Below are 24,922 nucleotides of genomic sequence, written 5' to 3' on the forward strand. Positions count from 1 at the left end.
CTCAGACGCCCTGGGACACGCTCGACATGTTGAAGTCGGGGATCCTCAGCGCCGGGGTCGCGGTGCGGGAGAAGTAGTCGTCGCCCCACTCGCGGCTGAAGCTCGGCTCGGTCGCGGTCGCGGCGCTGAAGCGGTTGAGCAGGTCGATCGGGCTCTCGTTCCAGCGGAAGTTGTTGGCCGCGCCGACGATCTCCCCGTCCTCCACGACGTAGACGCCGTCGCGGGTCAGCCCGGTGAGGAGCATCGTCTGCGGGTCGACCTCGCGGATGTACCACAGGCAGGTCAGCAGCAGGCCGCGCTGCGTGCCGGCGACCATGTCCTCGACCGTGCCGGCACCGTCGCCCACCTCGAGGACGAGGTTGTCGATCATCGGGGTGACCGGCTGGCCGGTCATCCCGGCGGAGTGGCGGGTCTGGAGCAGTCCGGTCAGCAGGCCGTCGCGGATCCAGTCGGTGCGCTCGAGCGGCAGGCCGTTGTCGAAGACCGAGTCGGTGTTGTCGGACGCCCCGGCGATGGCGAACGGCGCACACTCGAGCCCGGGGTAGGCCGGGTCCGAGAAGAGGCTGACTCCGGGGGCGGCGACCTTGTCACCGATCCGGGTGCCGCCACCGCGGCGGCTGTAGACCGACTCGCCCTCGTGGGCCACGCGCGCGCCGGCTCCCCAGTAGGCGTCGATCATCAGGTCGGCGACCGACGACGGCGGCAGGATCGTGTCGTAGCGCCCGGCGGGGAGGTCGATGCGCCGCTCGGCCCAGGCGAGCCGCTGCGCGACCGTCGCGGCCATCGCCGCGGCGTCGACGTCACGGAAGTCGCGGGTCGCACCACCGGTCCAGGCGCTGCGGGTGAGTGAGGCGTCCTTGCCGGTGCACGCGTAGTGGCCGGTCGGCTGCACGTGGCGCAGTCGCAGCCCGCGGCTCGACCCGAGGTAGGTGGTGGCGACGTCGTGGTTGACGAAGCCGTAGAGCAACCGGTCCTCGGCGGTGGCCTGCACGAACGCCTCACCGAGGGCGGGTGCGAAGGCGTCGTACACCCCGATGTCGGTCGTCTCCGCCTCGGTGTCCCAGTCGGGCGAGGTCGCGTCGGACACGAGGTCGGCCGCGTCCTCCGCCGGCGAGCCGGCCCGTGCGGCGGCGTCAGCGGCGTCCACGAGAGCGGTGACCTGCTCGGGGGTCGAGGCGCTGCCGGACACCGAGCCCGTCGCGACACCGCCCTGGACGGCGGCGAAGCTGACCACGGTGACCGACACCTCGGTCATCACGCCGTTGGTGGTCAGCGTGTTGTTGGCCCAGCGGAGGTTGGCGCTGGTGACGTCGCGGACGATCGCGATGCAGTCGTCGGCGGTCGAGGTCGCGAGCGCGTGCTCGACCAGCTGCTGCGGAGTGTGCCGGGTGGAGGTCATCAGTGGCCCGCCTCGTCGAGGGTGTTGAGGATGTTGACGCCGCGGAACAGCGCGCTGGGGCAGCCGTGGCTGACGGCGGCAACCTGCCCGGGCTGGGCCTTGCCGCAGTTGAACGCGCCGTGCAGCTCCCACGTGTCGGGGCCTCCGACGGCCTCCATGGAGCCCCAGAAGTCGGTCGTGGTCGCCTGGTAGGCCACGTCACGGAGCATCCCGTCCAGCTTGCCGTCGGTGATCGTGTAGAACCGCTGGCCGGTGAACTGGAAGTTGAAGCGCTGCATGTCGATCGACCACGACTTGTCGCCCACGACGTAGATGCCGCGCTCGACCCGCGAGATGAGGTCGTCGGTGCCGAGGTTGTCAGCGCCGGGCATCAGCGACACGTTGGCCATCCGCTGGATCGGGATGTGGCCGGGGGAGTCGGCGTACGCGCAGCCGTTGGACCGGCCGTCGTTCAGCTCCGGCTTGAGGTGGCCCATCGAGCGGTCGAGCTGGTAGCCCACCAGCACGCCGTCGCGGACGATGTCCCACTCCTGCGTCTGGACGCCCTCGTCGTCGTAGCCGACCGTCGCGAGACCGTGCTCCTGCGTGCGGTCACCCCGGACGTTCATCACCGGGGAGCCGTACTGGAGGTTCCCGAGCTTGTCGTAGGTCGCGAACGACGTGCCGGCGTAGTTGGCCTCGTAGCCCAGCGCGCGGTCGAGCTCGGTGGCGTGACCGATGGACTCGTGGATGGTCAGCCAGAGGTTCGAGGGGTGCACGACGAGGTCGTAGGTGCCCGCCTCGACGGTGGGGGCCTTGAGCTTCTCGGCGAGCAGCTCGGGGACCTCGGTGAGCTCGGCGTCCCAGTCCCAGTGCGACCCGGTGAGGTACTCCCACCCGCGGCCGACCGGCGGTGCGACGGAGGCCATCGAGTCGAAGATCCCGGTCTGGTCGTCCTCGCCGGTGGCCTCGAAGCCCGGCTGCAGGCGCACCCGCTGCTGGGTGGTGCGGGTGCCGCTGAGGTCGGCGTAGTACTTGTTCTCCTGCACCTGCTGCAGGAAGGCCGTGGCGTGGTTGACGGCCGCGCCCGTGCGCAGCCGGTCGGTCCAGTCGACGAGGAGGGCCGCCTTCTCGGGGGTGGGTACGTCGAGCGGGTTCACGTCGTAGCCCGACACCCAGGTGACGTCGTCGTGCACCGGCTCGGGGGCGAGCTCGACCGGGGTCGTCGTCATCGCCGCGGCGACCTGGGCGACCGCGACGGCGGTCTCGGCGACCCGGCGCGCCTCGTCGTCGGTCAGGACGATGCCGGAGGCGAAGCCCCACGCGCCGCGGTGGACGACGCGGACGGCGAAGCCGAGGTCCTCGGCGTCGCTCGCGGTCTGCAGGACGCCGTCGCGTGCGCCGAGGTACTGGTAGCGGTTGCGCTCGAACCGGAAGTCCGCGTGGCTGGCCCCGAGCTCCTGGGCCCGGGCGAGGGCCACCTCGCCGAGCCGGCGGTGCGGCAGGTCGCTGAAGGTCGGGTCGAGCCCGGGCGCACTCATGGGGACGAACCTAGCCGAGCCGCGCGTGGACGATCGGCAGCGACTCCGCTGTCGTGGGTCAGGCGAGGGAGAGCGAGGTGTGGCTGCCGGTGCGACCGCGGTGGACCCGCAGCTGGGTGGGGATGCGCGTCTGCAGCTCGGGCACGTGGCTCACCACGCCCACCACGCGGCCGCCGTCGCGCAGCGTGTCGAGGGTGTCCATCACGTCCTCGAGGGTCTCGGCGTCGAGCGAGCCGAAGCCCTCGTCGACGAAGAGCGTGTCGAGGTCGGCGCCGCCCGCCTCCTGGGTGATGACGTCGGCGAGGCCGAGCGCCAGCGCGAGCGAGACCACGAACGTCTCGCCGCCCGAGAGCGTCGCCGGATCGCGGCTGTCGCCGGTCCAGTCGTCGCGGACGAGCAGGCTGAGGCCCCCGCGCGTCTCACCCGCGCCGCGCTGTCCGGTGTGGACGAGGGAGTAGCGCCGGTCGCTCATCGTGGAGAGACGCAGATTGGCGGCCTCGACGACCTGCCCGAGGCGGTGGGCCAGGACGTAGGCGGACAGACGCATCTGGTGGCGGTTGTCGGGGTGCTTGCCCTCGACCAGCGCCGCGAGGTCGGCGACCAGGTCGAGGTCGGAGCGGACCGGTGCCCACGCGGCGAGGGCGCTGCGGACCTCACCGGCGAGGCCGCCCAAGCGGCGCACGCGCTCGCGCAGGGCCAGGTCACGGTGGCGCGCCGCCGCTGCCGCCTCCGTGGCGCGCCGGTGGGCGTCGGCGAGCACCTCGAGGTCGGGCGCCGGCGCGGCGGCAGCCCGGACGAGGTCGTCGTCGCCGAGCAGCTCCCCGGTGCGCGCGAGCTCGCGCTCGTGCCGCTCGATCGTCGCGAGGAGGGCGGCGAGGTCGGTCTCGGAGAGCCAGGCGGCCGCTGCCTCGGTCGAAGAGGCGAACCCCGCGCCGGCAGCCGCCCGATCCGCGGCCTGCTGGGTGCTCTCGGCCGTGGTGCGTGCGCGTCGGAGGTCGGCGGTCGTGTCGGTGCAGCGTCGGGCGAGGTCCTCGACCTGCTGGTGGTGCGCGGTCAGCGCGTCGAGGTCGGCGCCGTCGGGCAGGACTGCGCGGACCTGCTCGGCCAACGCCTCGAGGCGCGCGTCGAGCACAGCGGTCTCGGTGTCGAGCTGCGCCGCGGACGAGGTGAGTGCTTCACGCTGGCGCGCGAGGTCGTCGCGCTCGAGGAGGAGGGCGTCGTGCCGAGCGACCAGGGGCGCGACGGTGGCCGCAGCGGCCCGCGCCGCGGCGGCGCGCGTCAGCACGTCGGCCTCCGCGGCGACGAGCCGGTCGATCGTGTCCCCGGCCTCGGCGCGGGCGGTGGCGAGGCGGGTCTCGAGCCCCCGCACCTGCTGGGCGTGGGCCTCCACGACTACTTCGAGGTCGTCCACCTCGCGACGGGCGTCACGCTCGGTCGCCTCGTCGGGGGCGCCTGACGCGGGGGCGGCGGGGGATGGGTGGTCCGCCGAGCCGCACACGGGGCAGCACGCACCCACGGCGAGCTTGCGCGCGATCTCGGCGGCCATGCCGTCGAGCCGCTGCTCGCGGATCTCGACGAGGGCCTCGCGGGCGAGGAGCCGCGTCTGCGTCGCCGCCGCGAGGTCGAGCTGGGCGGCCGTGAGCTCGGTGGCGAGCCCCTCGGCCGACCGGGCGGCCAGCACCCGGGACCGGACGATCTCGAGCTCGCGGTCGAGGGTCGCGACCTCCGCGCCCGCGTCGCGGGCGGCGGCGAGACGGGGCTCGAGGTCGGCCAGGGACTGCGGCACCTCCTGCTCGCGGACCGCCAGGCGGTCGAGCTCCGCCGCGACCCCGTGGCGGGCGGCAGTCGTGCGGTCGAGCCGGGTCTGGAGCTCGGCGGCCTGTCGGCGGAGCGGACGCACGCGTGCGAGGTCGTCGAGGACGCGCGTCGCCACACGGTGGTGCTCGGCCACGGCGGCATCGTCGGTCGTCGGCGCGCCCACCAGCTCGGCGAGCTCGGTGAGGGCCGCGTGGTGGCGCCGCTCGATCTCGTCGGCTGCGGTGCTCGATGCGAGGGCGAGGTCGTGGAGGGAACGCGCTGCGGCGGCGCGCTGCGCCCGATCGGCGCGTCGGACCCGGTCGTCGTGCTCGGGGCCGGCGGCATCCAGCGCGTCCCGGTCGCGCCGGGCTGCGTCGTGGGTGGCCTGGAGCGCGGCGAGCTCGACGCCCGCGGACTCGGCGACGGCTGCAGCGGTCTCGGCCGCCGCGAGCGTCTCCGTCAGGGTCGCCTGGACGGCCGAGGCCGACGCGGCGGCCTCACCCAGCCCGGTGGCCCAGCCGTCGAGGACGGCGGGGTCGGCCTGCCAGTCCTCGGGGGCCAGGTCGTCGCCGACCTCGCTCACGCGGCTGACCAGGTCGGCGACCGTGCTGCGGTGGGTCTCGGAGTCGCGTCGCAGGGCGACGCGGCGGTCGCGCAGCCAGCGCTCGGTGCGGTCGAAGCGACCGGTCTGGAAGACCTGCTGGAGCAGCGCGTGCCGCTCCTCCGACCGCGCACGCAGGAACGCCTGGAACCGGCCCTGGGGGAGCATCGCGACCTGGCAGAACTGCGGCAGCGTCATGCCGACCAGCCGGGTGACGAGGTGGCCGGTCTCGTCGAGGCGGGTGCTGAGGGGGTGCCAGAGGTGCTGGCCGTCGTCGGCCGGGCGGCGCTCGGCGATGACGACGCGTGCCTGCTCGGTGGTGGTGCCGGTGCCGCGCTTCTTGGGTCGGGTCCACGCGGGCGAGCGGTCGATGCGGAACCGTCGCCCGGACAGCGTCGCCTCCAGGACGACGCGGGGCGCGACGTCGTCAGCGGCGTGGTCGGAGCGCAGCCGCTTGGCCGCGGAGCGGTCGCCCGGGACGTCGCCGTAGAGCGCGAAGCAGACCGCGTCGAGGATGCTGGACTTGCCGGCCCCGGTGGGGCCGCTGAGCAGGAAGAGGCCGGCATCGGACAGCGCGTCGAAGTCGATCGACACGGGGTCGGCGAACGGGCCGAAGCCGACGACGCGGAGGTGGTGGAGCCTCACCTGGCACCGCCCGTCGCGCGGTTGGGGGAACCGACGAGGACGTCCTGGTCGGGGTCGTGGCAGCAGGCGTCGATGGCCTCGCGCAGGAGCGTGGACTCCTGCGGTGTGGCCGTCGATCCCCGGACGTGGCGCACGAAGTCGATCGCGATCGCGTGGTCGCTGGTGCCCGCTGCCGGCCGCGGCGGGGTGCGGACGTCGGGGGCGGGCGCCGGGAACTGCAGGACGAGCGTGTGCGGGAAGCGGCGTCGCAGCAGCTCCATCGCGCGCAACGGGCGCCGCTCGTCGGTGAGGGTGGCCTGCACCCAGTCGCCCTCGTGCGCGGCGAGCGCGGGGTCGCCCAGCAGCTGCTCCAGCGTGCCGGAGAGCCGGGCCAGCCTGCGCGGCACCGGCGCGTCGATCCAGGTCGCCGACGCGAACCCGGCGGCGTCGAGGTCCACGAGCCACGAGCCCTTGACCTGGTCGGCCTCGGAGAAGGAGTAGGCCAGCGGGGAGCCGGAGTAGCGCAGTCGCTCGTCGAGGACGTGGGGGCCGTGCAGGTGGCCGAGCGCGGTGTAGTCGATGCCGTCGAACACGCTGGTCGCGACCCGGGAGACGCCGCCCACGCTGATGTCGCGCTCGGACTCCGACGGTGTCGCCCCCGCCACGAAGGCGTGGGCGAGGACCACGCTGCGAGTGGTGGTGGGGCGTGCGGCGAGGTCGGCTCGGACCCGGGTCATCGCCTCCGACAGGGCGGCCTCGTGGCTGCGGCGGGCCAGGCCCCAGGGCTCGAGCAGCGCCGAGGGGTCGAGGTAGGGGAGCGCATGGATCGCGACGTCGCCGTGCCGGTCGGCGAGCACGACGGGGGTGCCGACCGAGGACGCGTCGGTGCGGACGAAGACACCGGCGGCGTCCATCAGCCGCGAGCCGAAGCCCAGGCGCCGGGCGCTGTCGTGGTTGCCGCTGCTGACGACGACCCGGGCGCGGGAGGCGGCGAGCCGTGCGAACGTGTCGTCGGCCAGCGCGACCGCGTCGACGTGGGGGAGGGCCCGGTCGTAGACGTCGCCCGAGACCACGACGACGTCGACCCCCTCCTGCGCGACGACCTCGAGGAGGTGGTCGACGAACGCACCCTGGTGGCCCAGGAGGTCCTCGCGGTGGAAGGACCTCCCCAGGTGCCAGTCGGAGGTGTGGAGGATGCGCACGTGACGAACGTTAGATCGCGGCACCGACAGGGCGGGTCCACCACGCCGCCCGGGTCCGGTCAGTAGCGCACGGTGCGCCCTGCGGAGGTGAAGCCCCACAGGTCGATGCCCGCCTCGGCGGCCAGCCGGGCGGCCAGGCTCGTCGGTGCCCCGACCGCCACGATCGAGCCGATGCCGACGGCCGCGGCCTTCTGCACGAGCTCGAACCCGACGCGTCCGCTGAGCACCAGGCACGCGGCGGCGGGCGGCTCACCGGCGAGCACCCGCGCGCCGACGACCTTGTCGACGGCGTTGTGCCGCCCGACGTCCTCGCGGACGACCGACAGCGTGCCGTCGGCGTCGGCCAGCCCGGCCGCGTGCACGCCGCCGGTGCGCGCGAAGAGCGTCTGGCGATCGCGCAGCGCCTCCGGCAGGCGTCGTACGACGGACGCGTCGGGGCGCGGACCCGACCACGGACGTGCCGTCCGGGTGGCCAGCGCCTCCATCACGCTGTCCTTGCCGCACACCCCGCAGGCCGACGACCCTGTCGACGAGGCCTCGTGCCGGTGGGGGAGCACGGTCGTGCCGGCGACGGCGACGGTGACGACGTTGAACTCCTGCTCGGGAGCGAGGTCCGCATCGGTGCAGTAGGCGACCTGGGCGATCGCGGCAGGCGCGGCCAGGCCCTCGTTGACCAGCCAGCCGGCGGCGAGCTCGAAGTCGTGCCCGGGCGTGCGCATCGTCACCCAGGCCCGCTGCGGTGCGAGCGACCCGGCGCGCACCCGGATCTCGAGCGGCTCCTCGGTGATGAGCCGGTCCTCGCGGCGCACCTCGGAGCCGTCGCCGTGCTCCACCACTCGCGTCCGGACCGAGGGCCCGGGACGTCGCACTCGCTCGGTCGTCACGCCTCGACACTAGCCCGCGACCGGCTCCGGCTGGTGGCCGAGATCACCCCTTCGAGGATGCCCGGGCGGATGCTACTGGTCCGTAGGATGTAAGAGCCGCAACGGAGCGGTTAGTTCTTACACCAGCTTGCTCACCACGGGAGGGCCGGATGCCCTCGGAAGGACAGATCTCCATGAACCCGCAGCTGCACCTGGCTCTCAGCCTCGTCGACTCGCGAGCGCGCTCCGCCCAGGATCGCGCCCTCCTGCGCCACGTGGAGATCGCCCGCCGTGAGGAGCGCCGTGCCCGGCGCGCCGCGCGTCGTACCATCCGCTGACCCCCCTCAGCAGGACGTTCGCGGAGACCCCACCGTCGGGACCGAGCACCCTGTCGGAGCCTGCGCTCTGGCAGGGTGTTCGTCATGACGGACGACACGCTGCGCAGCGTCGAGCTCACCCGCATCGGGCCGACCCGGTTCAAGGCGACCAACGCCCGGGGCGGTGAGACCTTCTTCGGGACCGGGGGAGAGGACCCCGACTTCACGCCGGTCGAGCTCCTGCTGGCTGCCATCGCCGGGTGCAGCGCGCTCGACGTCGAGGCGATCACCCACAAGCGCACCTCCAGCACGACCTTCGACGTCCACGCCGAGGGGCACAAGGTGCGGGACGCGGACGGCAACCACCTCACCGGGCTCCGGCTGTCCTTCGACGTCGACTTCCCCGAGGGCCCGGACGGTGACGCCGCACGCGACCGCGTGCAGGCGGCGATCGAGATGTCGCGCGACCGGCTCTGCACGGTCTCGCGGACCGTGCAGCTCGGCGCCGGGATCACCTACGAGACGGTCAGCCGCTGACCCGGGTGCACGGCATCAGGATGAGCGTGCGCGGCTCGGCCACCGCGGGCTCGTCCAGGTAGCTCTCCCAGGGCGCGTCGGTGGCGACGTAGCCGTGCTCCTCCAACCACGTCGACGCCTCGCTCCACGCCTCGCCGAGGGTGTCGTGGGGCCCCGTGTGCACCAGCCGCGCCGCCCGGCACGCCGGGAGGCTGGACGGTTCGACCTCGGAGGCTGCCACGAGCGGTGCGTCGACCGGGAAGCCGGCCTCGAGGTCCCAGCCCGACGCGTCCATCGTGCGGTAGCGGGCGAACGGGGGACCGGCGAGTCGGCGACCCTGGTCGGCGGCTGCGCGGGCGACGGCCTCGAAGGCGCGGCCGAGGACGCCGGAGATGCTGTCCGGTGACGCCGGGCCCCTCACGACGGCCGTCGGCTGCTCCGCCAGGTCCACCACGGTGATCTCGTGCTCCATGGCACCGACCCTGCGCGACCCGGGTGGCGGGCGGGAGGGCCCAAGGTCCCACCCGCCCGAGGATCGCCGACCGGGACCCTCCCGCCCTGCGGGCCTCGCGGGCGAGCGGACCGATCAGCCGATCGTGACGCTCTCGATCGTGACGTCCTTGTTGGGCGCGCCGCCGCCGGCCGGGTGGGCGTTGTCGTTGCCCTCGGCCGCGATCGCGTCGATGGTCTCGAGGCCGGTCTCGTCGATGGTGCCGAAGACGGTGTAGTTGGGGGCGAACTGCGAGTCGCGGAACACCAGGAAGAACTGCGAGCCGTTGGTGTCGGGCCCGGCGTTGGCCATCGCCAGGGTGCCGGCCGGGTAGGTCTCGTCGCCGCTCAGCTCGTCGGCGAAGGAGTAGCCGGCGCCGCCGGAGCCGGTGCCGGTCGGGTCGCCGCACTGCAGGATGCCGAAGCCCTCCTGGTCACCGATGCGCGGGCACGGGGTGTCGTCGTAGAAGCCCTGCTCGGCCAGGGACACGAAGGAGTTCACCGTGCACGGCGCGGTGGCCGCGTCGAGGGTGAGGCCGATGTCGCCGAAGTTGGTGGTGATCGTCGCCGGCACCGTGCCCTCCGACGGGGCCTCGGCGTCCGGGGCCTCCACCTCGCGCGCCGGCTCCTGGCCGTCCTCGGGGTACTCGCACGTGGTGGTCTCGCCCGAGGCCTCCGACGACTCGCCCGACGACTCGCTGGACGTCTCGGACGAGGGGTCGGACGCGGTGTCCGACCCGTCCGCTTCGTTGCCGCAGGCGGACAGGGCGAGGACGGACAGGCAGGCGGCCACAGTGGCCAGTCGCTTCAGCATGCCGGTGATGGTAGCCAGCGCCCCTCCAGGTCCCGGCGTCACATCTCCTCGTGGGTGTCGGGGTCGCCGCCGAAGAGCCGCCCGTCGGGCTCGGCGAGCGCGGAGATCGCGGCCACCTGCTCGTCGCTGAGCTCGAAGCCGAAGACGTCGAGGTTCTGGGCCTGGCGGACGGGGTCGGCCGACTTGGGGATGGGGAGCGAGCCGAGCTGGACGTGCCAGCGCAGGATGACCTGGCCGGGGGAGACGCCGTGTGCTTCGGCGGCCGCGCGGACGGCGTCCTCCTCCAGCGGCGCCCGCCGCTTCCCCATCGGGCTCCACGCCTCGGTGCGGATGCCGAGCCGCTCGTGCACCTCGCGCATGTGCTCCTGCGGGAAGCGCGGGTGCAGCTCGACCTGGTTGACCGCCGGCGTGACGCCGGTGTCGTCGATGATGCGGACGAGGTGCTCCTCGGTGAAGTTGGAGACGCCGATGGACCGCACCAGGCCGTCCTTCTGCAGCTGCACGAGTGCCCGCCACGCCTCGACGTACGTGCCCTGGCTCGGGTTGGGCCAGTGGATGAGGTGCAGGTCGGTGCGCTCGAGCCCGAGGCGGTCCAGCGACTCGCGCACGGACCGGATCGCGTCGTCGTACGCGTGGTGGCGGCCCGGGATCTTGCTGGCGACGACCAGCTCGTCGCGCGGCACCCCTGAGCGCCGGATCGCCTCGCCGACCTCGACCTCGTTGTCGTAGTTCACCGCGGTGTCGACCAACCGGTAGCCGGCCTCGATGGCGGTGCGGATCGCCTCGGTGCCGTCGTCCCCGCGCAGGGGGTAGGTGCCGAAGCCGATCGCGGGGATGCTCGTGCCGTCGTTGAGGTCGTACGTCGGGATGTGGGCCATGCCCTCACGGTAGGCGCACCCGGGTCAGGGCGCGCCGCGCGGCTCCTCGTGGGCAGGTCCGTCGCTGAGCTCGTCGACGACGAGCAGGTCGTGGCGGACCTGCCCCGCGCGGAACGAGGCCCGGGCGACCATGTGGCTCGACACCACGCTGGTGGCCATCTGCAGCAGCACGACGAGCGCGAGCATGCCGACGACGCCTGGGTCGCGCAGGCGGAGGGCGACCCCGGTCATCACCAGCACCGTGCCCAGGACCTGCGGCTTGGTGGCGGCGTGCATCCGGGTCAGCAGGTCGGGCAGGCGGACGACGCCGATGGCGGCGATGAGCGCGAGCAGCGCGCCGAGGAGGATGCACACGGCGGCGGCGAGGTCGGCGACCTGGGTCCAGCTCATCGCGCACCGCCCGTGCCCGGGTCGTCGCGATCGGCAGCCTCGAGGTCGTCGCTGCGGCTGGCGTAGCGGGCGACGCTGACCGCGCCGACCATGCCGCAGCCCGCGAGCACCACCAGCATCGGCAGCGCGTAGGTCGCGCCGGAGTGGGCGACGTACAGGCCCGTCGCGCAGACCGTCACCGCCACGAGGACGTCGAGCGCGACGCTCCGGTCGAGGATCGTCGGTCCGATGGTGAGGCGCACGAGCAGGAGCGCGGCGGCTGCTGTGAGCAGCGCGGCGCCGACGACGAGCACGAGGGTCATGGGCGCTCCCGGTCGGTCGGTCGGGGCGGGAGCGCGCGGAGCAGGCGCTGCTCGAGGTCCAGCGCGGTGCGGCGGAACTCGTCGGCGGCCTCCGCGTCCGGTACGTCGATGACGTGGAGGTAGAGCGTGTGGGTGGACCGGCGGGCCTCGACGACGACCGACCCCGGGATCAGCGACAGCATCGAGGCCACCAGGGTCATCAGGAAGTCGGACTTCGTCTCGAGGTCGACCGCGACCACGGCGTTGCGCACCGGGCGCCGTCTCAGGACGACGCCCGCGACCTGGATGCTGGCGCGCACCACGTCGAGCAGGAAGTGCGCGACGACGCCGAGCAGCGGAAGGGGGCGGACGGACGACCCGAGGTCGACCGGCGGCAGCGGGAAGGTCAGGCAGACCAGCACGGCCACCAGCACGCCCCCGACGACGAGCAGCGGCGTGACGGCGCCCCACAGGGCCAGCCAGACCAGCAGCAGCCAGACGACCGCGAGCGGCTGGACGGCGCGATGCCGGGCGGGCCGCGTGGACCCGTCGCGGCGGGTGCGCATCACCGGGCTCACGGGTGCTCCTCGGTGAGGACGGAGGAGAGGTAGGGGGTGCGCTCGTGCAGGTCCTCTGCGGCCCGGTCACCCAGCGCGTAGAGCGGCCCGGCGACGACGGACAGGAGCACGCTGGCCGCGACGAGGGCGCCGGCGGGCAGCAGCATGCCGAGGGGGGAGTGGCGGGTGTCCTCCCCGGCCTCGATCAGGGTGTGGAAGTCGCGATCGGGCTCGTCGTCGTCGCCCAGCCGGCGGGCCTCCTCGATGTCGTTGCGCGACACGGTGCCCGCGGCGGTGTGGACGTGCCCGCGGTGCTGCTGGACCGCGCCGGTGTCGTGGCCCGGCACCGGGTCGGCCGCGGCCCCGCCGATCGCCTCGAGCGCCTCGTGGGCCTCGCGCGGGGTGCGCCAGAACGCGACCGCCCACGTCTTGGCGACGGCGTACAGGGTGAGCAGGCTCGTGGCGGCGCCGGCGCCGACGAGGGTCCAGGCAAGCGGGCTGCCGTCGAGCTGCGCCGCCTGGAACAGCCCGACCTTGCCGATGAAGCCGGAGAACGGCGGGATGCCGGCGAGGTTCATCGCCGGCACGAAGAACAGCACGGCCAGCACCGGGGCGATCCGGGCGAGCCCGCCGATGCGCATGAGCGCCGTGCTGCCGGCGCGTCGCTCGACGAGGCCGAGGACCAGGAAGAGCGCGGTCTGGATGGTGATGTGGTGGACGACGTAGAACGTCGTGCCCGCGGTGCCCGTGCGGCTGTCGAGCGCGATGCCGAGGATGAGGTAGCCGATGTGGCTGACCAGGGTGAAGGACAGCATGCGCTTGATGTCGGACTGGGCGATGGCGCCGAGGATGCCGATGATCATCGTGAGCAGGGCGGCCCACAGCAGCAGGTCGGTGAGCGGGCTGTCGGGGAACAGCAGGGTCTGCATCCGCAGGATGGCGTAGACGCCGACCTTGGTGAGCAGGCCGGCGAAGACCGCCGTCACGGGCGCGGGTGCGGTGGGGTAGCTGTCCGGGAGCCAGAGCGACAGCGGGAAGACGGCCGCCTTGATGGCGAACGTCGTCAGCAGGAGGAGCTGGATCATGAGCGACACGTGGTCGGGCAGCTCCGCGAGCCGCTGCGCCAGGTGGGCGAGGGTGAGCGTCCCGGTGGCGGCGTACGTCACCGCCAGGCTGATGAGGAAGAGGGTCGAGGACAGCAGGTTGACCAGCACGTAGATGGTGCCGGCACGCACCCGGGCGGCCGTCCCCCCGAGTGTCAGCAGGACGTAGCTGGCGAACAGCAGCATCTCGAAGCTGACGAACAGGTTGAACAGGTCGCCGGCGAGGAACGCGTTGGCGACGCCGGCCACCAGCACGAGGAAGGTCGGGTGGTAGACCGAGATCGGGGCACCCTCCTCGTCCTCGGTCATGCCCTGTCCGACGGAGTAGGCGAGGACCGCCAGGGTCACGATGGCGCTGACGAGCAGCATGAGAGCCGCGAGCCGGTCGGCGACCAGGACGATGCCGAGGGTCTCCGGCCACGACCCGATCCACACGGTCTGCGGGCCGTGGCGGTCCGCCTGCACCAGGAGCACCGCGGCCACGGCGACGACGGAGCCGAGCACGGCGAGGCTGAGCCACCGCTGGATGCGCGGGTGGTGCAGCAGCGCCAGCGACGCGCCTGCGCCGAGGATCGGCAGGAGCACGGGGAGGGGCACGAGGGAGTTCACGTCGTCCTCCCCTCGATCCCGGCGGCGTCGGCGGCGAGCGGGTCGTCGTCGGGGCCCTGGCCGGGGTCGCCGCTGGAGTCGTCGCCGGGGTAGTCCGACGTCGTCGCGTCGTAGGCCTCGGAGGTCACGTCGCGGAGGGCGAGCCGGCGGATGGTGTCGTCCTCGATGTCGTCCTGCACGTCGTCGTGACCGTTGAGCTGCCAGCTGCGGTAGGCCATGGCCAGCACGAACGCCGTGGTGGCGAGCGTGATGACGATGGCGGTCAGCACCATCGCCTGGGGGAGGGGGTCGGTGAGGCCGGTCGTGTCGCCGCCCTTCGACACGATCGGGGCGCGTCCGGCGGGCCCGCCAGCGACCATGAAGGACAGGCTGACGCCGTTGCCGATCATCACGATCCCGACCAGCACGCGCGACAGGCTGCGCTCGAGCACCAGGTAGACGCCGCAGCCGAGGAGGGACGCGGCGACGAGGACGAGGGTGAGGTTGACGCTCATGCTGCCTCCACCTCGGTGACGGCCTCGCGCCTGGCGCGCTGGATGTCGCGGTCGATGTGCGAGCCGAGGGCGCGCAGCAGGTCGAGCACGAGACCGACGACGACGAGGTAGACGCCGATGTCGAAGAGCACCGACGAGACCAGGTGCAGGTCGCCGAGCAGCGGCAGGTGCACGTCGATGACCGCCGACTGCAGCACCACGCCTCCGAAGGCCATCGGCAGGAGGGCCGCCAGCGCCGCGACGGCGAGGCCGGCCCCGATGAGGCGTCCGGCGTCGACGGGTGCGGCCTCGTCGAGCTCGTAGCGACCGCCGGCGAGGTAGCGCACGACGAGGGCCAGGCCGGTGGTCATGCCGGCGGCGAAGCCGCCGCCGGGCTCGTTGTGGCCCACGAGGAGCAGGTAGATCGAGATGACGACCAGCGTGTGGAAGAGCAGTCTGACGATGACCTCGAAGATGATCGAGCGCTTGTCGGGCGGCAGCGTGCGTGAGCCGGGGAGCCAGGCGCGTCGACCGGGCGCGGTGGCGACCTTCTTCACGCCGGCCGGGTAGGGGATGTCGTGGACGCGGCGGATGTCGGCGCCGCGGGCGTTGACGTACACCAGGCTGGCCACGCCCGTGGCCGCGGCGACCAGCACGGCGAGCTCGCCGAGCGTGTCCCAGGCGCGGGTGTCGACGAGGATGACGTTGACGATGTTGCCGCCGCCGCCGAACTCCAGAGCCTGCTCCGGCAGTGCCAGCGAGACCGGGTCGGCGGTGCGTGCGGCACCGGCCACGAGCAGGAAGCCGGCGGTGACGACCGCGACAGCGACGCCGAGCGCGACGCGCAGGTAGCGCTGGCGGCTCAGCGGCCGGTCGGTGAAGTACTCCGGGAGCCGACGCAGGGCCAGGACGAAGACCACGACGGTGAGCGTCTCCACCAGCGCCTGGGTCAGCGCGAGGTCGGGCGCACCCTGCAGGACGAAGAGGAAGGCCGTGCCGTAGCCGGTGACGCCGACCAGCAGGACGGCGCGGATGCGGCGCCGCGACCGGGCGGTCAGCACCGCCGACGCGACGATGACGACGCCGACGACGGCCTGGGCCGGGTTGTCCCACGCCGTCACCCGGAGGTCGTCGAGGTTCCCGACGAGGGTCGATCCCGGCAGCAGGACGAGGACGACCAGGATGATGGCGAGGTACGCCGCGGCCGAGCCGCGCTGCACGACACCGGTCACCTCCACCGCCGTGCGGTCCAGCAGGCGCATGCCGCCGCGATAGGCGCGTTCCAGGCTCCAGTCGTGGCCCAGCGCCGCCTGGGCGCGGGCGACGGGTTCCCGGGCGACGAACATCACCGCGGCCGCAGCGAGCGTGACGAGCGTGAGGGCCAGGGGGAGTCCCGGGCCGTGCCACAACGTCAGCTCCGGCTCGTGGGCACCGGCCGGGAACGCCTCGGCCTGGCGGCCGAGCACGGTCGTCAACGGTGCGCCGAGCAGGCCGAGCACGAGGGACAGCGCGGCGAGGACGACGGGTGCTGCGACGAACGCGGGCGAGGGGGAGTGGACCGCCACCGGTGCCTCGACCTCGCGGGTGCCGAAGGCCCCCCAGACGAAGCGTGCGGAGTAGGCGGCGGTGAGGATCGAGCCGACGACCACGCCGGTGACCAGCAGCCACCCGGTCGTCGTACCGATCCCGGTGCCGTCACCCTCGCGGGCGATGTCGACGAGCGCGACGAGCACGCTCTCCTTGGCCACGTAGCCGAGCAGCGGGGGGAGGCCTGCCATCGACGCGGCGGCGAGCGTCGCGGTCACGGCGAGGACGGGGAGCCGGCGGGCGAGCCCGGTCAGCTCGCGCAGGTCGCGGGTGCCGGTGCTGTGGTCGATGATGCCGACGACCAGGAAGAGGGTCGCCTTGAACAGGGCGTGGGCGACGAGCAGGGCGAGGCCGGCGATCATCGCACTGCGGGTGCCGACACCGAGGACGAGCACGAGGAAGCCGAGCTGGCTGACGGTGCCGTAGGCCAGCAGCAGCTTGAGGTCGTGCTGGCGGAGCGCGCGTACGCCGCCGAGGACCATCGTGGTGAGGCCGAGCACCAGGAGCACCGTGCGCCAGCCCGCGACGCCGGCGAACGCCGGGGCGAGCAGTGCGACGAGGTAGACACCTGCCTTGACCATCGACGCTGCGTGGAGATAGGCGCTGACGGGCGTCGGCGCCGCCATGGCCGACGGCAGCCAGAAGTGGAACGGGAGCAGGGCGGACTTGCTGACGGCACCCACCAGCAGGAGGTGGACCCCGACCGTCACGGCGGTTCCACCGGGCGGGTCGGCCAGGATCTCGGTGATCCGGAACGTCCCGGCGGCGCGGCCGACGACGATGGCGCCGACGAGGAGGACCAGGCCGCCGAAGGTGGTCACGACCAGCGCCTGGATGGCGGCGCGCCGGCTGGCCCGCCGCTCGGAGTCGTGGCCGATCAGCAGGAAGGAGAAGACCGTCGTCAGCTCCCAGAAGACGTAGAGCAGCAGCAGGTCGTCAGCCAGGACCAGGCCGAGCATCGAGGCGATGAAGGCGACGAGCACGCCGCCGAAGCGGGGCACGCCCGGCTCGTCGTCGCCGAAGTACGACGCGCAGTAGCCCAGGACGAGCGTGCCGATGCCCAGCACGATGAGCGCCATCACCCACTGGAGGGTTCCCATGGCGAGGGCCAGGTCGAGACCGAGGCTGCCGACCCACGGGCGGACCTCGACCAAGGTCTCGCCGTCGCGGACGACGACGCCCTGGGCGGCGACCCACACCGTGCCGGCGAGCGGCACCAGCGCGATCGCCAGGAACGCACGCCGGCCGGCGCGCAGCAGCAGCCACGGGGACATCACCGCCGCCGCGAACAGCGCTGCGATCAGCATCAGCACAGGCGGTGGTCCTCGTCGTCGATCTGGCGTTGCGGCAAACCTATCGAGAGCCCGCACGGGAAAGATGGGGGACGGACCCCATCTGTGCGGATCACACCGGTGTAGTCCTCGGATCCAGACTATCTGACATAATGTCGGTTATCGGCGGAATCTGGACGGGAGGCGGCGCGTCAACGCCATGTCGACAACGCCGACGCGACCTCGCCGAGCTCGGGCGCGCCGCCCGCCACGCTGACGACGAGCTCGTAGGCGTCGTCGTCCGGTGCGTCGAGTTCCACGTCGTTCAGCGCGTAGAAGACGACGACGGCGAGCCACCCCAGGCGCTTGTTGCCATCGACGAGCGCGTGGTTTCCCACGAGCGACTCCAGCAGCGCCGCTGCCTTCTCGTCGAGCGTCGGATAGGCATCTCGCTCCCACAGGGACGTCGTCGGTCGGTGGGCGGCTGACTCGAGCAGCCCCAGGTCGCGCACCGGGCCGATCCCGAGGTCGTCGACCAACGTGAGCAGGTCTTCGAGTGTCAGGTAGGTGGTCATTCGCCCAGGCGACGCAGGACGTCTGCGTACCTGCTCCGGGCCTTGATGGACGCCTCCCGGACGGCAGCCTCGTGACCGCGCCGGGACGCCGCCTCGTGGATGGCTCGGATCGTCGCCTCCTGCCTGCTCACGCCCTCGCTCTCCGCGAGCTGCGCCAGCACGCGCTCGTCGTCCGGGGTCAACCGCAGCGTCATGGCCATGCCTGAATGATACCGCTCTGGTATCAGCCGGGCACGTGCTCAGGCGAACTTCCCGTACTTCTTGTGCATCGCCTGCCTCGAGACGCCGAGCATCGTGCCGATCTCGGCCCAGGAGAAACCGTGGATGCGAGCGCGGCGCACCGCGACGGCCTCGGCAGCCGCGAGGTCGTGCTTGGCGCGGGCGATGCGCATGAGCTCCTCGAGCGGGCTCTCCTCGCTCGGTTCCTCGGCGTCGACAGCAGTCCTCATGCGTCAACCTTCGTTGACATAACGTCCGTTGTCAACCCTCGTTGACGGCGGACTGCTGCTTGGTCAGGTGCAGCAGCCACTGGGAGCCTCCGGTGTGAATCAGGGCGTAGCGACGTTCGCCCTCGCGGCCGTGCAGCGAGAACACCAGACGCCTGTCGTCACGGGAGTGCTCCTCCCAGGTGCCGGTGTCGGCGACGGACTTGTGCTCGTCCTCGAAGTCGACGTGGTCGAGGTCGTGGTCGTCCACCGCGATCGCGAGCCGGTCGTGGCGGGTGTCGGCCGGCAGCCCCTTGGGCACCGCCCAGCTGCGCAGCACGCCGTCCTCCTCGAGCCGCAGGTCGAAGTGCGGGCTGGGCCGACGGTGGTCGTGCAGGACGAACCTCGGCGCGCTCACCCGAGACGTCTGACCTGGTAGGTCCCGGTGGTCGACGCCACGACCTCGCCGGCAGCGTCGGTGAGCGTCGCTTCGAGCACGAACTCCCCCTTGCCGGTCGCCAGCGCGTCGGCCCGCACCCGTGCCACCTCGTCGTCCGGCAACGACGCCGAGGCGCGTACGACGCCGAGCGCGGGTCGTCGGAACCGGATGGTCGACTCCTTCACGAGCGGCACGAACCCGGCGAGCTCGCCGCCCTCGTCGAGATCGAAGGTGGCCAGGCTCAGCAGGCCGCCGAGCATCTCGGCCACGCTGAAGAGGGACCCGGCGTAGGTGACGCCGAAGTGGTTCACGTTGGGCTCCGGCGGCAGCTCGGCGGCGGCGAAGCCGGGACGGACCTCGACGACACGGATCCCCATGGCCTCCAGGATCGGGACCGATCCGACGGCCTGGACTGCCTCCACTCTCAACGTATAGGCCATCCGGGGGCTTGCCGCAAGACCCCGTGCAGCGCTCACACTGCACGGCGTGACGCAGCAGCACAGCTCCCGGGACAGCTTTCCGGACACCGCACCGTTCGCCCTTCCCGGCGCCCTCGCGGCCAAGGCCGACCCGGGTCTCATCGCCCGCGACCGCGAGCACTTCACCCGGATCGCGAACGGCCTGGAGCGTGCGGTGGCCGAGCTCGAGGAGCGCCTGGCGGAGACCAGGCGGACCCCGGTGCGGCACGGCACGGTCGCCCTCGAGCGCGACCAGGAGGTGCACCGGATCACCTCCCGGTTGCGGGCGCTGCGCCGCTACGACCTCGACCTCTGCCTCGGCCGCATCGTCCACCAGGACGTGGACGAGCCGACGTACGTCGGTCGCTTCGGCCTGGCCGACCCGGACGGACGCCGCCTGCTCGTCGACTGGCGCTCGCCCGCCGCCGAGCCGTTCTTCGCCGCCACCCACGCGCACCCGCAGGGACTGGTGAGCCGCCGGCGCTACCGCTGGGTGGGCGGGCGCATCGTCGACTACTGGGACGAGGCGTTCACCGAGGAGGGGCTCACCCGCACCGCGGCCCTCGACGACCAGTCCGCCTTCATCGCCACCCTCGGCGGCAGCCGTACGCCCCGGATGCGCGACGTGCTGGGCACCATCCAGGCCGACCAGGACGCCATCGTCCGGGCCGGGTCACGCGGCACGCTCGTGGTCGACGGTGGACCCGGCACCGGCAAGACCGTGGTCGCGCTGCACCGCACCGCCTACCTGCTCTACGCCGATCCGCGGTTGGGGCACCGGCGCGGCGGCGTGCTGTTCGTCGGCCCGCACGAGCCCTACCTCGCCTACGTCGGCGACGTGCTGCCGAGCCTCGGCGAGGAAGGTGTCCAGACGTGCACGGTCCGCGACCTCGTGCCCGAGGTGGCGCAGGGTCCGGAGCCGGACGACCGGGTGACGGCGCTGAAGGCCGACCTGCGGATGGTGGCGGCGATCGAGCCGGCCGTCGCCCTCTACGAGGAGCCGCCCACCGAGTCCTACCTGGTCGAGACCGCGTGGGGCGACGTGCCGATCACCGCGGCGGAGTGGACGGAGGCCTTCGGCTCCCCCGACCCGGGCACACCGCACAACCTCGCCCGCGACGACGTGTGGGACGAGGTCCTCACCATCCTCGTCGACAAGGCCGCGGACGCGTTCGAGGACCTCTCCCCCGTCGAGCTCCGCCGGGTCCTCGAGCGCCACTCCGGGCTGCGCGACACGTTCGACCGCTCCTGGCCGCTGGTCGAGCACACCGACCTCGTCGGCGACCTCTGGACCGTGCCGGCCTACCTGCGCCACTGCGCCCCGTGGCTCGGCCCCGACGACGTGCGCCTCCTGCGGCGCACCGACCCCGAGGCGTGGACGTACGCCGACCTCCCGCTCCTCGACGCGGCCCGGCTGCGGCTCGGCGACCCCGAGGCCTCGCGGCGCCGACGTCGTACGCAGGCGGCCGAGGCCCGCGAGCGCGCGCGGATGGGCGAGGTGATCGACGACCTGCGCACCACGGCGCGCGAGTCGGGCGCCGACGAGTTCGGCGACGGGCTGGTGTCGATGCTCGTCCACGACGACCTGCAGACCGTGCTGGTCGACGACGCAGCGCTCCCGACGTCGGACGTGGACCTGCTGGCCGGGCCGTTCGCGCACGTCGTCGTCGACGAGGCGCAGGAGCTCAGCGACGCCGAGTGGGCGATGCTGCTGCGGCGCTGCCCCTCGCGCAGCCTGACCGTCGTCGGCGACCGGGCGCAGGCACGGCACGGCTTCTCCGGGTCGTGGACCGAGCGGCTGGCGCGCGTCGGGCTGGAGGAGGTCACCGTCGCGCCGCTGACGGTCAACTACCGCACGCCCGCCGAGGTGATGGCCGAGGCCGAGCCGGTGATCCGCGCCGCGCTCCCGGAGGCCAACGTGCCCACGTCGGTCCGCGCGAGCGGGATCCCGGTGCTCCACGCCCCGGTCGCCGAGCGCGACACGATCATCGGCGACTGGTTGGCCGAGCACGCCGAGGGCACGGCGGTGGTCGTCGATCGTGGCGGTCATCGAGGCTCCTCCCCCGACCGGGCGTGGGGCGACCGCGTACGGCGGCTGGACCCCGAGCTGGTCAAGGGGCTCGAGTTCGACCTCGTCGTGCTCGTCGACCCCGATCACTTCGGCGACGGAGTGGCCGGCGCGGTCGACCGCTACGTCGCGATGACGCGGGCCACGCAGCGGCTCGTGGTGCTCACGACGTGAGGTCGGAGCGCCCGAGCGTGGCGCGGAGGGCAGTGATGTCGGAGGTGCCCACCCGGCAGCATCCCCCGACCAGCCGGGCGCCCGCCTCCACCCATGCGGCGACGTCGGCGGGGTCGAACGCCGATCGTCCCTCCCACGACCTCGTGACAGCGTTCCAGCCCTGCCCGGAGTTGGGGTAGACGACCGCGGGGCCGTGCGCGCCGGCCACCAGCACGGCGGCACCGGCGTCGGCGGGCGAGGTGCAGTTGACCCCGACGGCGACCACCTCGGCGACGTCGGCCGCCATCGCGAACGCCTCACCGATCGGCTCGCCGGCGCGGGTCATCCCGTCGGCGGCCGACAGCGACAGCCAGGCCGGTACGCCGCTGCCGTCGAGCTCGGCGAGCACCGCCTCGACCTCGGCCAGGCACGGGATCGTCTCCACCGCGAGGACGTCGGCGTGCTCACCGACGGTCGAGGCCAGGACGTCGAGCCGCGGGCGGTGGAACGCCCGCAGGCCGGCGACGTCGAGGTCGTAGTCGCCGCGGTACTCCGAGCCGTCGGCCAGCACCGCGCCGTAGGGTCCGACCGAGGCGGCCACCCAGCCGTCGGGGGCGACGTCGTCGCGTGCGGCAGCGGCCAGCCGGACGCTCCTGCGCAGCAGCCGCTCGACCTCGTCACGGTCGGCACCCTCGGCGCCGAAGCCCTCGAACGACACCTGGTAGGACGACGTGGTCGCGACCTCGGCGCCTGCCGCGAAGAACTCGCGGTGGGCCCGCTCGATCGCGGCCGGGTCGTCGCGCAGCAGTCGTGCCGACCACAGGTCGCTCGACAGGTCGTGGCCGTGCTCCTCCAGCAGGGTGGCGAGGCCGCCGTCGAGGACGACAGGACGTTCGGCGAAGCTCTCGCGCAGGTCGCGTGGACTCATGGCTCCATGCTCGCAGGTGCGAGCACACCCGTGCGGGCGGCGCCGTGGTTGGACGGGCTGGCAACGATCGGGGCGTGCCAGAGGGTCACACCATCCACCGCCTCGCCCGCCGCCACGCGCCGGTCTGCCGTGCCGCATCTGCGGGACCGCCGTCCAGGACACGCAGATCGCCGCTCGGCGGCTGTTCTGGTGCCCGGTCTGCCAGGCCTGACCCTCAACCGCTGACGTACGCCGCGAGGTGCTTGCCGGTCAGCGTGGGCTCCTTCGCCGCCACCATGGCGGCCGGCGGACCCTCGAAGACGACGGTGCCGCCGTCGTGGCCGGCGCCGGGACCGAGGTCGATGATCCAGTCGGCGTGCGCCATCACGGCCTGGTGGTGCTCGATGACGATGACCGACTTGCCCGCGTCGACGAGGCGGTCGAGCAGTCCGAGGAGGTTGGCCACGTCGGCGAGGTGGAGGCCGGTCGTGGGCTCGTCGAGGATGTAGACATCGCCCTTGTCCCCCATCTGCGTGGCGAGCTTGAGCCGCTGGCGCTCACCGCCGGACAGCGTGGTGAGCGGCTGGCCCAGCGACAGGTAGCCCAGACCGACGTCGACCAGCCGGTTCAGGATCTTCACCGCGGCAGGGATCTTCGCCTCGCCGTCGCTGAAGAGCGCCAGGGCGTCGACGACCGACATCTCGTGCACCTCGGCGATGTCCTTGCCGCCCAGCGTGTGCTCGAGGACCTCGGCCCTGAAGCGTCGGCCCTCGCACTCCTCGCACGGCGACTCCACCGTCGCCATCGGGCCGAGCTCGGTGAAGATCACCCCCGCGCCGTTGCACGTCGGGCAGGCGCCCTCGGAGTTGGAGCTGAAGAGTGCGGGCTTGACACCGTTGGCCTTGGCGAACGCCTTGCGGATCGGCTCGAGCAGCCCGGTGTAGGTCGCCGGGTTGCTGCGCCGGGAGCCCTTGATCGCGCCCTGGTCGATCACGATGACCTCGTCGCGCCCGGCCAGCGAGCCGTGGATGAGCGAGCTCTTGCCCGACCCGGCCACGCCGGTGACGACGGTGAGCAGCCCGAGCGGCACGTCGACGTCGACGTCGCGGAGGCTGTGGGTCGAGGCGCCGCGCACCTCCATCGCACCGGTCGCCTCGCGCACCGTCTCCTTGAGCCGCGCGCGGTCGTCGAGGTGCCTGCCGGTGATGGTGTCGCTCGTGCGGAGGCCGTCGACGTCGCCCTCGAAGCAGATGGTGCCGCCCGCGGCCCCGGCGGCCGGGCCGATGTCGACCACGTGGTCGGCGATGCCGATCGTCTCCGGCTTGTGCTCCACCACCAGCACGGTGTTGCCCTTGTCGCGCAGCTGGAGCAGGAGGTTGTTCATCCGCTCGATGTCGTGGGGGTGCAGCCCGATCGTGGGCTCGTCGAAGACGTAGGTCACGTCGGTGAGCGACGACCCGAGGTGGCGGATCATCTTGGTGCGCTGCGCCTCACCGCCGGACAGCGTGCCCGCCGATCGGTCGAGCGAGAGGTAGCCCAGGCCGATCTCGCTGAACGAGTCGAGCAGGTGCTGCAGGCCCTTGAGCAACGGCGCCACCGACGGCTCGTCGAGGTCGCGGACCCAGTCCGCGAGGTCGCTGATCTGCATCTCACACAGGTCGGCGATGGACTTGTCGGCGATCGTCGACTTTCGGGCCTCGGGCGTGAGCCGCGTGCCGTCGCAGTCGGGGCAGGTCTGGAAGGTGACGGCCCGTTCGACGAAGCGTCGGATGTGCGGCTGCATGGCCTCGGGGTCCTTGGACAGCATCGACTTCTGGATCTGGGGGATGATCCCGTTGAAGGTGAGGTTGACCCCCTCGACCTTGATCTTGGTCGGCTCGGCCCACAGCATCGTCTCGAGCTGCTTCTTGGTGAACGACCGGATCGGCTTGTCCATCGGCAGTCCCATGCCCTCGAACAACCGGCCGTACCACCCGTCCATCGAGTAGCCGGGCACCGTCAGCGCCCCCTCTGAGAGCGACTTGTCCTCGTCGTAGAGAGCGGTCCGGTCGATGTCGTTGACCTTGCCCATGCCCTCGCAGCGCGGGCACATGCCGCCGAGGTAGACCTCCTGCTTGGCGATCCGGCGCTCGGTGCGACCACCCTTCTCGGTCGTCATCATCCCGCTCGCCTTGCGGGTCGGGACGTTGAAGGAGTACGCCGTCGGCGGTCCGACATACGGGTCCCCGAGCCGGCTGAACAGGATCCGCAGCATCGCGTTGGCGTCGGTGGCCGTGCCGACCGTGGACCGCGGGTTGGCGCCCATGCGCTCCTGGTCGACGATGATCGCCGTCGTCAGGCCCTCGAGGTGGTCCACGTCGGGGCGGGACAGCGTGGGCATGAAGCCCTGCACGAACGCGCTGTAGGTCTCGTTGATCATCCGCTGCGACTCAGCCGCGATCGTCGCGAACACCAGCGAGCTCTTGCCGGAGCCGGACACCCCCGTGAAGACCGTCAGGCGGCGCTTGGGCAGCTCGACGCTGACGTTCTTGAGGTTGTTCTCCCGCGCGCCCTCGACGCGGATCAGTGCATGGTCGTCGGCCGGGTGTGTGGTGGTCACGTGTGCG

The 24,922-nt window shown here is 72.7% G+C and carries 25 protein-coding genes; 4 read left to right on the plus strand and 21 right to left on the minus strand.

Annotation, left to right across the window (positions count from 1 at the left end):
- Position 1 precedes the first annotated feature (1 nt).
- The 5 genes from Q1B24_RS11740 to Q1B24_RS11760 are packed head-to-tail and all read right to left on the minus strand — an operon-like array spanning position 2 to position 8,027.
- Positions 2 to 1,399 (minus strand): metallopeptidase TldD-related protein, encoded by a 1,398-nt coding sequence (locus Q1B24_RS11740; RefSeq protein WP_299928306.1) that lies wholly within the window; start codon positions 1,397 to 1,399, stop codon positions 2 to 4.
- Positions 1,399 to 2,919, minus strand: a complete 1,521-nt coding sequence (locus tag Q1B24_RS11745; protein ID WP_299928308.1) for a TldD/PmbA family protein — start codon at positions 2,917 to 2,919, stop codon at positions 1,399 to 1,401. The genes Q1B24_RS11740 and Q1B24_RS11745 overlap by 1 nt, the downstream gene beginning before the upstream one ends.
- Before the next feature lie 58 nt (positions 2,920 to 2,977).
- Complete coding sequence (locus Q1B24_RS11750; protein WP_299928311.1) at positions 2,978 to 5,962, minus strand: SMC family ATPase; 2,985 nt, start codon at positions 5,960 to 5,962, stop codon at positions 2,978 to 2,980.
- Complete coding sequence (locus Q1B24_RS11755) at positions 5,959 to 7,143, minus strand: exonuclease SbcCD subunit D (protein ID WP_299928314.1); 1,185 nt, start codon at positions 7,141 to 7,143, stop codon at positions 5,959 to 5,961. Before Q1B24_RS11755 ends, Q1B24_RS11750 begins: the two co-directional genes overlap by 4 nt.
- 59 nt (positions 7,144 to 7,202) lie before the next feature.
- A complete protein-coding gene (locus Q1B24_RS11760; protein ID WP_299928317.1) occupies positions 7,203 to 8,027 on the minus strand; it encodes a formate dehydrogenase accessory sulfurtransferase FdhD in 825 nt (274 codons plus the stop codon).
- A 173-nt stretch (positions 8,028 to 8,200) separates the two neighbouring features.
- Here Q1B24_RS11760 and Q1B24_RS11765 point away from each other — a divergent pair, with 173 nt between their 5' ends.
- Positions 8,201 to 8,344 (plus strand): hypothetical protein, encoded by a 144-nt coding sequence (locus tag Q1B24_RS11765; RefSeq protein ID WP_299928320.1) that lies wholly within the window; start codon positions 8,201 to 8,203, stop codon positions 8,342 to 8,344.
- Between the two features lie 84 nt (positions 8,345 to 8,428).
- Positions 8,429 to 8,860, plus strand: coding sequence for an OsmC family protein (locus tag Q1B24_RS11770; protein WP_299928323.1), 432 nt, complete (start codon positions 8,429 to 8,431; stop codon positions 8,858 to 8,860).
- Here Q1B24_RS11770 and Q1B24_RS11775 read toward each other — a convergent pair.
- The 14 genes from Q1B24_RS11775 to Q1B24_RS11840 form a co-directional block, all read right to left on the minus strand.
- Positions 8,850 to 9,311, minus strand: coding sequence for a GyrI-like domain-containing protein (locus Q1B24_RS11775; RefSeq protein WP_299928326.1), 462 nt, complete (start codon positions 9,309 to 9,311; stop codon positions 8,850 to 8,852). The genes Q1B24_RS11770 and Q1B24_RS11775 overlap by 11 nt on opposite strands.
- 114 nt (positions 9,312 to 9,425) lie before the next feature.
- The gene (locus Q1B24_RS11780) at positions 9,426 to 10,142 is read right to left on the minus strand and encodes a peptidylprolyl isomerase (RefSeq protein ID WP_299928329.1); all 717 of its coding nucleotides are present in this window, start codon (positions 10,140 to 10,142) and stop codon (positions 9,426 to 9,428) included.
- Positions 10,143 to 10,180: 38 nt separating this feature from the next.
- Entirely contained in the window at positions 10,181 to 11,020 is an 840-nt protein-coding gene (locus Q1B24_RS11785) for an aldo/keto reductase (protein ID WP_299928332.1), read from the minus strand.
- Positions 11,021 to 11,044: 24 nt separating this feature from the next.
- Positions 11,045 to 11,410, minus strand: coding sequence for a monovalent cation/H(+) antiporter subunit G (gene mnhG / locus Q1B24_RS11790; RefSeq protein ID WP_299928335.1), 366 nt, complete (start codon positions 11,408 to 11,410; stop codon positions 11,045 to 11,047).
- Positions 11,407 to 11,712 (minus strand): monovalent cation/H+ antiporter complex subunit F, encoded by a 306-nt coding sequence (locus Q1B24_RS11795; RefSeq protein WP_299928338.1) that lies wholly within the window; start codon positions 11,710 to 11,712, stop codon positions 11,407 to 11,409. The genes mnhG and Q1B24_RS11795 overlap by 4 nt, the downstream gene beginning before the upstream one ends.
- The gene (locus Q1B24_RS11800) at positions 11,709 to 12,269 is read right to left on the minus strand and encodes a Na+/H+ antiporter subunit E (protein ID WP_299928341.1); all 561 of its coding nucleotides are present in this window, start codon (positions 12,267 to 12,269) and stop codon (positions 11,709 to 11,711) included. The genes Q1B24_RS11795 and Q1B24_RS11800 overlap by 4 nt, the downstream gene beginning before the upstream one ends.
- Complete coding sequence (locus Q1B24_RS11805; protein WP_299928344.1) at positions 12,266 to 13,960, minus strand: Na+/H+ antiporter subunit D; 1,695 nt, start codon at positions 13,958 to 13,960, stop codon at positions 12,266 to 12,268. Before Q1B24_RS11805 ends, Q1B24_RS11800 begins: the two co-directional genes overlap by 4 nt.
- Entirely contained in the window at positions 13,957 to 14,454 is a 498-nt protein-coding gene (locus tag Q1B24_RS11810; protein ID WP_299928347.1) for a Na(+)/H(+) antiporter subunit C, read from the minus strand. The genes Q1B24_RS11805 and Q1B24_RS11810 overlap by 4 nt, the downstream gene beginning before the upstream one ends.
- Positions 14,451 to 17,327 carry a Na+/H+ antiporter subunit A gene (locus tag Q1B24_RS11815; protein ID WP_299928352.1) on the minus strand — a complete coding sequence of 959 codons (2,877 nt, stop codon included), beginning with the start codon at positions 17,325 to 17,327 and terminating at the stop codon, positions 14,451 to 14,453. Before Q1B24_RS11815 ends, Q1B24_RS11810 begins: the two co-directional genes overlap by 4 nt.
- Positions 17,328 to 17,503: 176 nt before the next feature.
- Complete coding sequence (locus Q1B24_RS11820; RefSeq protein ID WP_299928355.1) at positions 17,504 to 17,866, minus strand: type II toxin-antitoxin system death-on-curing family toxin; 363 nt, start codon at positions 17,864 to 17,866, stop codon at positions 17,504 to 17,506.
- Positions 17,863 to 18,066, minus strand: coding sequence for a CopG family transcriptional regulator (locus Q1B24_RS11825; RefSeq protein ID WP_299928358.1), 204 nt, complete (start codon positions 18,064 to 18,066; stop codon positions 17,863 to 17,865). Before Q1B24_RS11825 ends, Q1B24_RS11820 begins: the two co-directional genes overlap by 4 nt.
- Before the next feature lie 39 nt (positions 18,067 to 18,105).
- Positions 18,106 to 18,258 carry an RNA polymerase subunit sigma-70 gene (locus tag Q1B24_RS11830; RefSeq protein WP_326494427.1) on the minus strand — a complete coding sequence of 51 codons (153 nt, stop codon included), beginning with the start codon at positions 18,256 to 18,258 and terminating at the stop codon, positions 18,106 to 18,108.
- A gap of 88 nt (positions 18,259 to 18,346) precedes the next feature.
- Positions 18,347 to 18,709, minus strand: a complete 363-nt coding sequence (locus Q1B24_RS11835) for a DNA polymerase ligase N-terminal domain-containing protein (RefSeq protein ID WP_299928362.1) — start codon at positions 18,707 to 18,709, stop codon at positions 18,347 to 18,349.
- Positions 18,706 to 19,311 (minus strand): YiiD C-terminal domain-containing protein, encoded by a 606-nt coding sequence (locus Q1B24_RS11840; RefSeq protein ID WP_366916481.1) that lies wholly within the window; start codon positions 19,309 to 19,311, stop codon positions 18,706 to 18,708. The genes Q1B24_RS11835 and Q1B24_RS11840 overlap by 4 nt, the downstream gene beginning before the upstream one ends.
- Between Q1B24_RS11840 and helR the strand changes: the two genes are divergently transcribed.
- Positions 19,217 to 21,430 carry an RNA polymerase recycling motor ATPase HelR gene (helR, locus tag Q1B24_RS11845; protein ID WP_299928367.1) on the plus strand — a complete coding sequence of 738 codons (2,214 nt, stop codon included), beginning with the start codon at positions 19,217 to 19,219 and terminating at the stop codon, positions 21,428 to 21,430. The genes Q1B24_RS11840 and helR overlap by 95 nt on opposite strands.
- Here helR and mmuM read toward each other — a convergent pair.
- Positions 21,420 to 22,337 carry a homocysteine S-methyltransferase gene (gene mmuM, locus Q1B24_RS11850; protein WP_299928370.1) on the minus strand — a complete coding sequence of 306 codons (918 nt, stop codon included), beginning with the start codon at positions 22,335 to 22,337 and terminating at the stop codon, positions 21,420 to 21,422. The genes helR and mmuM overlap by 11 nt on opposite strands.
- On the opposite strand from mmuM, the gene Q1B24_RS21855 reads away from it, so the two are divergent.
- Positions 22,336 to 22,548: a zinc finger domain-containing protein gene (locus Q1B24_RS21855; RefSeq protein WP_366916482.1), complete on the plus strand. Its 213-nt coding sequence runs from the start codon at positions 22,336 to 22,338 to the stop codon at positions 22,546 to 22,548. The two genes, mmuM and Q1B24_RS21855, sit on opposite strands and share 2 nt — an antisense overlap.
- 3 nt (positions 22,549 to 22,551) lie before the next feature.
- Here the strand turns inward: Q1B24_RS21855 and Q1B24_RS11855 are convergent, their stop codons facing one another.
- The gene (locus tag Q1B24_RS11855) at positions 22,552 to 24,915 is read right to left on the minus strand and encodes an excinuclease ABC subunit UvrA (protein WP_299928373.1); all 2,364 of its coding nucleotides are present in this window, start codon (positions 24,913 to 24,915) and stop codon (positions 22,552 to 22,554) included.
- Positions 24,916 to 24,922 lie beyond the last annotated feature (7 nt).

It is taken from the genome of uncultured Nocardioides sp. (genome assembly GCF_947488025.1).
Lineage (GTDB): Bacteria > Actinomycetota > Actinomycetes > Propionibacteriales > Nocardioidaceae > Nocardioides.

Coding starts and splice junctions, on each gene's coding strand:
- Q1B24_RS11740 (WP_299928306.1), bottom strand. CDS start 1,399: ATGACCTCCACCCGGCACACTCCGCAGCAGCTGGTCGAGCACGCGCTC.
- Q1B24_RS11745 (WP_299928308.1), bottom strand. CDS start 2,919: ATGAGTGCGCCCGGGCTCGACCCGACCTTCAGCGACCTGCCGCACCGC.
- Q1B24_RS11765 (WP_299928320.1), top strand. CDS start 8,201: ATGAACCCGCAGCTGCACCTGGCTCTCAGCCTCGTCGACTCGCGAGCG.
- Q1B24_RS11770 (WP_299928323.1), top strand. CDS start 8,429: ATGACGGACGACACGCTGCGCAGCGTCGAGCTCACCCGCATCGGGCCG.
- Q1B24_RS11775 (WP_299928326.1), bottom strand. CDS start 9,311: ATGGAGCACGAGATCACCGTGGTGGACCTGGCGGAGCAGCCGACGGCC.
- Q1B24_RS11780 (WP_299928329.1), bottom strand. CDS start 10,142: ATGCTGAAGCGACTGGCCACTGTGGCCGCCTGCCTGTCCGTCCTCGCC.
- Q1B24_RS11785 (WP_299928332.1), bottom strand. CDS start 11,020: ATGGCCCACATCCCGACGTACGACCTCAACGACGGCACGAGCATCCCC.
- mnhG (WP_299928335.1), bottom strand. CDS start 11,410: ATGAGCTGGACCCAGGTCGCCGACCTCGCCGCCGCCGTGTGCATCCTC.
- Q1B24_RS11795 (WP_299928338.1), bottom strand. CDS start 11,712: ATGACCCTCGTGCTCGTCGTCGGCGCCGCGCTGCTCACAGCAGCCGCC.
- Q1B24_RS11810 (WP_299928347.1), bottom strand. CDS start 14,454: ATGAGCGTCAACCTCACCCTCGTCCTCGTCGCCGCGTCCCTCCTCGGC.
- Q1B24_RS11815 (WP_299928352.1), bottom strand. CDS start 17,327: ATGCTGATCGCAGCGCTGTTCGCGGCGGCGGTGATGTCCCCGTGGCTG.
- Q1B24_RS11820 (WP_299928355.1), bottom strand. CDS start 17,866: ATGACCACCTACCTGACACTCGAAGACCTGCTCACGTTGGTCGACGAC.
- Q1B24_RS11825 (WP_299928358.1), bottom strand. CDS start 18,066: ATGGCCATGACGCTGCGGTTGACCCCGGACGACGAGCGCGTGCTGGCG.
- Q1B24_RS11830 (WP_326494427.1), bottom strand. CDS start 18,258: ATGCGCATCGCCCGCGCCAAGCACGACCTCGCGGCTGCCGAGGCCGTC.
- Q1B24_RS11840 (WP_366916481.1), bottom strand. CDS start 19,311: ATGAGACCCGGGTCGGCCTTGGCCGCGAGGGCGCCGGGAAGGGCGAAC.
- Q1B24_RS21855 (WP_366916482.1), top strand. CDS start 22,336: ATGGCTCCATGCTCGCAGGTGCGAGCACACCCGTGCGGGCGGCGCCGT.
- mmuM (WP_299928370.1), bottom strand. CDS start 22,337: ATGAGTCCACGCGACCTGCGCGAGAGCTTCGCCGAACGTCCTGTCGTC.